Source organism: Deltaproteobacteria bacterium (assembly GCA_018668695.1).
Lineage (GTDB): Bacteria > Myxococcota > XYA12-FULL-58-9 > XYA12-FULL-58-9 > JABJBS01 > JABJBS01.
This window is the reverse complement of record JABJBS010000070.1, coordinates 1-8,075: the sequence shown is the minus strand read 5'-3', so window position 1 is coordinate 8,075 and position 8,075 is coordinate 1. Positions and strand designations below refer to the sequence as shown.

Annotated in this window: 7 protein-coding genes; 4 read left to right on the top strand and 3 right to left on the bottom strand. The window is 50.3% G+C overall.

Annotated elements, in window-relative coordinates; all coding sequences use genetic code 11:
- The first annotated feature begins 64 nt into the window (after positions 1–64).
- Entirely contained in the window at positions 65–436 is a 372-nt protein-coding gene (locus HOK28_04045; GenBank protein MBT6432237.1) for a hypothetical protein, read from the top strand.
- Here HOK28_04045 and HOK28_04040 read toward each other — a convergent pair.
- The gene (locus HOK28_04040) at positions 433–663 is read right to left on the bottom strand and encodes a YggT family protein (GenBank protein MBT6432236.1); all 231 of its coding nucleotides are present in this window, start codon (positions 661–663) and stop codon (positions 433–435) included. The genes HOK28_04045 and HOK28_04040 overlap by 4 nt on opposite strands.
- Positions 664–875: 212 nt before the next feature.
- Here HOK28_04040 and HOK28_04035 point away from each other — a divergent pair, with 212 nt between their 5' ends.
- Entirely contained in the window at positions 876–2,078 is a 1,203-nt protein-coding gene (locus HOK28_04035; protein MBT6432235.1) for a pyrophosphate--fructose-6-phosphate 1-phosphotransferase, read from the top strand.
- A 5-nt stretch (positions 2,079–2,083) separates the two neighbouring features.
- On the opposite strand, the gene HOK28_04030 is transcribed toward HOK28_04035, so the two are convergent.
- Positions 2,084–3,118: an alpha/beta fold hydrolase gene (locus HOK28_04030; protein ID MBT6432234.1), complete on the bottom strand. Its 1,035-nt coding sequence runs from the start codon at positions 3,116–3,118 to the stop codon at positions 2,084–2,086.
- Positions 3,108–4,190, bottom strand: coding sequence for an alpha/beta fold hydrolase (locus tag HOK28_04025; GenBank protein MBT6432233.1), 1,083 nt, complete (start codon positions 4,188–4,190; stop codon positions 3,108–3,110). The genes HOK28_04030 and HOK28_04025 overlap by 11 nt, the downstream gene beginning before the upstream one ends.
- 115 nt (positions 4,191–4,305) lie before the next feature.
- Between HOK28_04025 and HOK28_04020 the strand changes: the two genes are divergently transcribed.
- Complete coding sequence (locus HOK28_04020; GenBank protein ID MBT6432232.1) at positions 4,306–7,452, top strand: hypothetical protein; 3,147 nt, start codon at positions 4,306–4,308, stop codon at positions 7,450–7,452.
- Positions 7,453–7,476: 24 nt separating this feature from the next.
- On the top strand, positions 7,477–8,075 hold a 599-nt coding region (locus HOK28_04015), incomplete at its 3' end, for a hypothetical protein (GenBank protein ID MBT6432231.1).

Genomic DNA, 8,075 nt, shown 5'->3' with positions numbered 1-8,075 from the left:
GTTTCTCTTATCTTTAAGACAGAGTCATATCGGATATTTCAATGCATTCGATGTGAGGACGCTCGTGAACCAGACCACTAAGAAAAATCTGTTCCTAATACCCCTGGCGTTCTTACTTTTGACATCCATGAGCCTAAGTGGTTGTGGGGATTCGCTCGGGGCTGAATGCTCCAAGGTATGCGACTTGAGAGATGCTACAGGATGCTCCGACATCGAACTCAGCACCTGCTACAACCTCTGCCAAGCCTACCAATCGGCACCAGAGCCTTGCGGCACCAACACTGAAATACTCAGTGCCTGCCTCGCTGACCAAGCTTGGGTGTGTACGGATTTTGGACCCAACCTCGAATCACCCTTGGCTTGCCAAGAAGAACAAGCAGCTCAAGACGCCGCATGTGTATTCACCGAGGACGCAGAGAGCGCAGAGTCCGATTAGAACTGAGAACTAAGCATGCTGAGCAAAACGAAGAGAATCATCGGCGAGAAATCAATGCCGCCCATGTCCGGCATCAGCTTACGAATAGGTTCCAGTACAGGTTCAGTAAACGTATCTAGGATTTGAACCAATGGATTGTCTCGCGGCAATCGCACCCACGACACCAAAACACTGGCCAAAACGATATATGAATAGAGCTCAATGGCCTGAACGATAAATCCTGTCATAATATATGGCCTCACACACTCGGGGTTGACGATGCGGCCAGACTTTCGCACTCTGTCCCATGAGGTTCAAGAGTGAATAGCACGGTCGTTTCCAACTTTTTAGATACAGGTACCCCCAGTCACTGTATTTAGCTCGGTAAGGCAAACCTCGTAGCAATTGTACTCAGCTCAAACAGATGTTAGCCAATCGGCTCAAACTACCGGAGATTTAGATGACAAAGGCGAAAATTGGTATTCTAACAGCGGGCGGCTTAGCCCCTTGTTTATCTTCAGCAATTGCATCCTTGATTGAACTCTACACCGCGCACGATCCGGCAACTGAAATTCTATGTTACCGAGATGGCTACAAGGGACTGTTGCTTGGAGATTCTATTGCTGTCAGTCCAGCGATTCGCGAACGCGCCTCAAAACTACGCGACCATGGCGGCAGCCCCATCGGCAACAGCCGCGTCAAGCTCACCAACATCCCCGACTGCGAGAAGCGAGGTCTCGTCCAACCAGGAGACAACCCTCTGGAAGTTGCAGCCAAACAGCTCCAAAAAGATGAAATCACCATTTTACACACCATCGGCGGGGACGATACCAACACCATGGCTGCACAACTTGCTGCCTACCTCAATCAACACGGCTACCGGCTCACCGTTGTTGGACTTCCTAAAACTGTCGACAATGACGTGTTTCCCATCGGGCAAACTCTTGGCGCGCTCACCGCAGCCGAATGCGGCGCTCGATTTTTTGGAAACGTGGTTCACGAGTTCAGTGCCAACCCAAGAATGCTCATCATTCATGAAGTTATGGGCCGTGCATGTGGATGGCTCACTGCTGCAACCGCTCGCGATTACCGGCAAGCTCTAGAGGGTCAGTCATTTATGGATGAGCTTGGTCTCTACCAGAAACGAAAAGACGTTCATGCTGTTTATGTGCCGGAAATGAGCATCGATCTCCAAGCCGAGTCTGAACGCCTGCGGGCAGTGATGGATGAACACGACTGCGTCAATATCTTTCTAAGTGAAGGCGCCGGTGTCCAAAGCATCATCGACGAAATGGAGTCGCGCGGAGAAGACGTGCCCAGGGACGCATTTGGACATGTCAAACTCGACCAGGTGAACCCTGGACAATGGTTCGGTAAACAATTTGCAGAGCGAATCGGCGCGGAGAAAGTACTTGTTCAAAAAAGCGGCTACTACGCACGCAGTGCTCCCTCAAACGCGGCAGACATTGCCTTGATACACAGCTGCGCTGAGATGGCCGTTCGCTCGGCACTCGATGGCGTTGAGGGTGTTATCGGTCACGATGAGGACCATGACCAAACCATGCGCCCCATCGAATTTGAGCGAATCAAAGGTGGTAAGCCATTCGATACTGAGTGTGATTGGTTTCAGGCACTTTTGAAATCTATCGGCCAAACGCCTTAAGACCACTAATCAATCTGGTCTGCCAACCAGGTCATCACCAAAGGAAATACTTCTCGGCTAGCAAGCGGATGCAGAAGCATATCCAGGTGGTTGTACTCAATAGACTCACCGTTGGCCCGAGTTAGATAAACCGTTTCGATACCATTTTGGTCAAAACCGAATACTTTAGGGTCGCATTGCCACGGAGGTGAGAGGCCATCCGATGGCGCCATAAGAGCAAGAATTGGCACTCTATTTTTCAGCGATAACTTAGCCATTAATGGATCTAAAACCGGTACCGGTTGTCCTTTGCCAAGTGTCTGAATTTCGTTGAGGAGTGAAGCTGGCATTTTTGATAATGCATTTTCATAAAATGCGAAGCGCGTTTTCTCTGGTAGGCTCGAGCTTAGGAGCAACTCTGAAACACGTATATCGAAACCACCAGGCTGCTTTAAATCCTGTCTATCAAGCATCGGCCAAGTAACGGCTGGAACTTTCTGGCCAGCGAGTAAGAGTTTCTTGACCGCCTTACTGTAACCACCAAAGCCGATTGGCGCCCCCATAGCGATGAGCCCGTCGAGTGTCGCTTCCTTCTCCTGGTAGATCATCTGATAGAGGAGCGTCCCCCCGATATCATGCCCTATCCCCAATATCTTTTTTCCGCGATGTCGCCGAGCAATGGCTTTTATAGCCTGCCGCAACCCCTTGCGTGTTTGGGCCAATGAATCTTGAGCCGATGAAAAATTTAAGTCGATGGTGTAGACCGAATAACCAGCCCGCCAAATTCTTCGCGCAAGCTTTGCAGTATGTGGTAAATCCCAAATTGCTGCATTCGTTCCAAGCCCGTGCACCAGAACGACAACTGCCGCCGGTTCATAAACAGGATAGCCATAAAGAACAGGTTGTTCCGGATTTGTAAGCTTAGCTGCAACTTCCAAGTCTACGCTCAGACTGCTCGTAGACACTTGATAGGCAACCGGCTCAATCGTCTTTAAGCCTGAGCAGCCCATGAGTCCCAAGAGAATCAGGCAAACGACGCCTGAAATAATGTTAGCCTTCATGCTGCATGAGCCATTGTTCCAAAAGTGGAAAAACTTCTCTAGGTGCTGTTTTACCGAGAACTAAATCCACATGACCGTAGTCATGGGCATAGCCGTTGGCTCGACTGAGTATTTCAATGCGTTTATCTTTTGATTGCACTTTTCGAAACGCTTCAACCATAACCGCCGGCGGCGCCATTTGGTCGAGTCCACCCACCACGAAGAAAATCGGTACTTCAATTTTCTTCATTCCGTCGGTGTAATTATGGTGACCATCTTCTGACGAGAGGTAACCGTCTGCGGCGCCCTTAACCAATTGCCGTACGACCTTAGAAGACAAGTTATCCACTGCGTGCGCACCTGTTTGACGAGCAACAACCGGGTCCAGATTATCGTAGTTCCAAAGCACGTGCTGGGGCGCTATCACACCGGGGTAGGCTAAGGGTGCAACGGTTTTAACCAAAAGACCTGATGGAAGCTCGTCGTAGAACCAATCTACCACCGGAAAGAGCCCGATGCTTCGGCCCAAGCTTTCATTGCCTTCAAAGAGCTTAGGAGGGGAACCGACCGCAGTCACCGAGCGAATCTTCTCCTGCCCAACGCGTTGCAGGTAGGCGTACATGACCATACTGCCCATGCTGTGACCCATCCAATGAACCTGGCCTGTCTCAGAACGAGAAGACACAAAGTTAATCGCTGCCGGTAAATCTCTTAATACGTAATCGTCAAAGCTGTAGTCATACTCTTTTTCATCAAAGAGCCCGGGCTTGGTGGACTGACCTGAACCTCGTAGCTCAACCACGTAGGTATCAAAACCTTTGGATGCGATGTAATCGGGAAAACTATACTCGTCGTTAAGGTCCCAGTTGTATTTGTTGCTGCTGATTCCATGGCACAATAAAACGGGAGTGGACTGCTTGGTTGAACCGCGCGGTGCGTAGTGGTGAATCGCAATACTCCACCCGTCACTTGTCTCGATATGAAACACTTCAGTTGAGCGCTCGGTAACGGGGTAAACCCAATGGGCGCAACCACTCACGCCAAGTACAATAGAAGTCAGCCATAGATACCGAAGAATGCTAAAACGTTTCATGTGGCTCCCCCAAAAGTGAATTCAATCAATCGCTGCTTGACAAATGAATTAAGATTCAGGAAATAATATGGTGCGTCATAGCGATCTGGCAATCAAGAAACGACATTAGAGCACAATGTCGTACATTTTGTCCGAACGGGTGCTGGGGTCAGATGGCGTATTTGGGCTTCCGATGAATGAGCAATTGCTGCACACTGAATCGGTTAGATACTGGGGGTTTTGGGGCATGTGGCTATCTTTCCAACATCGAATGATCAGCATTTTAGTGGCTGGGATTCTCGTTTCTGCCCTAAGTCTTACAACCGCATGCGTTTCGTCAGATGACGGGTTTGCCGAACAGTCCACCAGCAAGAAATCATTTGGCGAAATAGTCTACGGTGTTGTGGAGTATAACCTCGCACAAACACAGAGCTGCCAGGCTCCATTGATCGACGAACTACGAGGCCATCGTACAGACGTCATTACCTCTTTGAATTCATCTGTCCCGCCGGCATTGCTCGAGCAAATTCAAAAGCTGATGCAAGACGCGATCTTCCCAGCTATCGACAGCGGCGAGCTCGAGGCAACCACCGATAATATGGCCGATCTTCTGGGATTGTTGACGGACCCAGTGACCGATCCGCACCGCAATACACTGCGAGCTCTTCTAAATCTCGCTCAAACCCGGACTATTTTGACCCAGACACAGGTTTTAGACTTGGTCGACGCGGCAATCTACGATCGCGATCTTAAAAACGTGACCCATGCATTGGCCCAACTCGCCCAGCATCACGATGGTGTCGACTACACCATCAACTCAGCAACCGACCTCCTAAGTCGGCAACTCGTTAGCTTTACGGAAGAAAATTTATGCGAAGGCCTTAACCTCGGAGATATAGAAGAAACTCTACTCAAGAGCGACGTTCTTTCTACTGACGCACAAATGGGAAATCCTGCCTGGGCTGTGCTCGCAGATACCCATGGTAATCCGCGCGTACGAATCAACCCCAACACCGGTTCACTCTTTTTACCTTTCATCGATATCGATGCCGACGGAGCCGCCGATGTGAATCAAGACGGTGTCCCCGTCACAAGCTCAGGCTCGCCCATTGATATCCCAGCCATGGGCAGCGGCGTAGATCGCGATGAAGTGGGTCGCGCCATCAACGATGCCGGTCAACTTCTCTACGAATACTATGATGCCAAGCGCTCGGGTCTGGCCATGATGCTGGTGCTCGTCAAAGAAGCGCTCGAAGACAATATGCATCAAGATTTGGCTACGGTGGTCAACACCACAATTCCAACCATCGAAATCTGTGATGACGGAACATCAACTTGCCGTAAGTATCCCTCCGACGACAATCCTTTTGCAGACATTGCCTGGATGCTGGTTGAGCTTTCTCGTTTCGATGACGCCGCCGTATTCCTCAGAACTTGGTCAACACTTATTAAGGACAACCCTGAACTTGCCGAGACCATCATGGTTGCTCTTGGCCAAGTGTTAGAGAGTGTTGAAAGCAGCTCGGTTGATCTCACAGACCCCAAAATCCCCGCGCTCCTCGGTAAGGCTCTGCCCTTGCTGGACGAAGTGTTTGAAGCTGATAACTCCTCCGGTAAATCAACTGCCCAACTCTTACTCGAGCTCATCCATGACCTAGGCGGCACCGCGCGCACCTTTCCGGAGCAACTTCTCGACACCATCGATTATATCGAGCTTAGTAAAAGCCCCAGCTGTACCGACGCCAAGCCCAACTACGACCTTTCAACCCCCGTAGATTACAGTCAGCCACGCTACTTTCAATCCGGCGGTGGCTGGGTGGATAACCGCAGCAGCATCGAAGAGAGCATTGAGCTCTTAAGCGCTGTAGATTGCGGCAGCATTCCCTTTACCGGCGGCCAAACGGTAGCTGAATTTGTAATTGAGCTTTTAGCATCTCGTGATGAAGAGTCTGTATGCGGAATCATTGACCTCTTACTGGGAACAATCGACACCTTTGGTTTTCTCGGAGAATTCGCGACGGTGTTCTCCCTCGACATGATCGGATGTGATGGAGATGACGTCTTCCCAAGACTTGAAGCACTCGACTCCTTAGCAAGCAGCGGAGCCCTCAACGGATACCTTCCGATCGCACAAGTCTTTGTTGAGCGTAACCAGCTAAGCACACTCTTGGATATCTTTCATCTGGCAGCCGATGATTTACGCTTAGATGATGACTCAGACGCCAATACCGAAAGCGCCATTCGTGAGGCATTGCCCATCATAGGCCAGACCATTCGCGCAGGTGCGGTGGATCCGATGCTCGACCTCGCGGACCTACTCGTCACTACTGAAGCCGTGGATGAAAATGGGACAGTGGGCGATGTCATCATGAATTCGATTGAACGTATGGTCGACGACGACGGCAGTGTTCAGTCACGCCAAGGTCTCGTCAGCGGGAGTTCACTTGCTGAGCAAATCCTACAACCGTTTCAAACAATCGTAGAGAGACTCGGCGCCGCAGACAACACTGAGCCAATGAAACGCTTGCTGGAACATGTCACAGGTTATCTAACCGAGACTGAAGTCGATGATGGACAAACCGTAGATACAGCCGATGACCGCGTGGTTCTTAGTAATCCTCGTTTCATTCCACTCACCACCATCGTCCTCGATTTCGTGGCACAGCTCTTGGAACTGCCCGACGGCCAACAAACCTGTTACTTCAATATTCTCCAAAACGATATTGATGGTTTTCTAACGGGGCGTAACTTCGCAACGATGGTTCGATTGATTCAAGCCATTGAGAATGCTCCCGGCGCCAGTACGCTAGAAAGCTTTCTTATTCGTGCTCTCGATCCACAAGCAACCGATGCCGACCGCGAGATCTTCGGCCCAGCCGTGGTGATCATGGGCGGTCTTTTACAAGCTCAAATTGATGTGAACGATATGGAAAGTATCATGACTTACCTATCGCTGGCTCTAGATCCAAACCGGACTGATAGCCGAATGATTGTAAGTACCTTTGACAACATGCTTACGCGAGACAGCGAAGACGTACTTCTTAGTGCGATTCGCAATTTGCTAAATCGAGATATTCTCGAAACCGGCAAAGCCCCGCTACAAGAACTGACTTCAGCCTTCATCGATGTAGCCTCGGTTGATACCAGCAATTCATGTGAACCCCGGGATGAACTCAGCCTCGACGAAGCAGCCGAACTCGTTGATACGGTAGTGACATTCATGGAAGATGACCAAGAAGGCCTTGGTGCTATTTATGAACTCCTCGGTATGCGAAGGCGCTAGGCCCCGCTCATAGAGTCCAAAAAAATGAATAAAAACCTTACTTCTAAAACAAGTCTGCGGCTTTCTGCCCTCTTTTTTACCGTCACCCTTCTGCTTACCTCCCAAGCTCAGGCCAACCTAAGAGAAGATGTATTCGGCGCAGGTGCACGCGTGAAAGCCATGGCCGGGGCCGGTACTGCCATCGCAATGGATTGGTCAGCGATTTATTACAACCCGGCCAATATGGCGTTCATGCCGCAAAGTTCGATGAGTGTGGCGTTTGAGCATCAAGGCTACAACCTAAAGCTCCAAGGTAACGAAGAGGGCCCCACCCCAGATGAACTGCGTGACCGCAATACGCTCACTCTGGGTATGACGATGAAGATTCCCTTCAATATCAGCTTTGGGGCGATGATTCAGTTTGGTTTAGAGCGCGCTCAATACTTCGACCAATCCACGGTCGACGCTACACCGCGCTTCCATTTCTATGGTCAAAACCTAGAACAACTTTCCATTATGTTTGGCTTCGCTTTCGAACCCATCAAAGGGCTCTCCGTGGGGCTGGCTCTTGCTCCTTTGGTCAACAGTGAACTCCTGCTCAACACCGACGTTCCCATCTACTCCGGTGAGCGTGAACTGAGCGG

Coding starts and splice junctions, on each gene's coding strand:
- HOK28_04040 (MBT6432236.1), bottom strand. CDS start 663: ATGACAGGATTTATCGTTCAGGCCATTGAGCTCTATTCATATATCGTT.
- HOK28_04035 (MBT6432235.1), top strand. CDS start 876: ATGACAAAGGCGAAAATTGGTATTCTAACAGCGGGCGGCTTAGCCCCT.
- HOK28_04030 (MBT6432234.1), bottom strand. CDS start 3,118: ATGAAGGCTAACATTATTTCAGGCGTCGTTTGCCTGATTCTCTTGGGA.
- HOK28_04025 (MBT6432233.1), bottom strand. CDS start 4,190: ATGAAACGTTTTAGCATTCTTCGGTATCTATGGCTGACTTCTATTGTA.
- HOK28_04020 (MBT6432232.1), top strand. CDS start 4,306: ATGTCGTACATTTTGTCCGAACGGGTGCTGGGGTCAGATGGCGTATTT.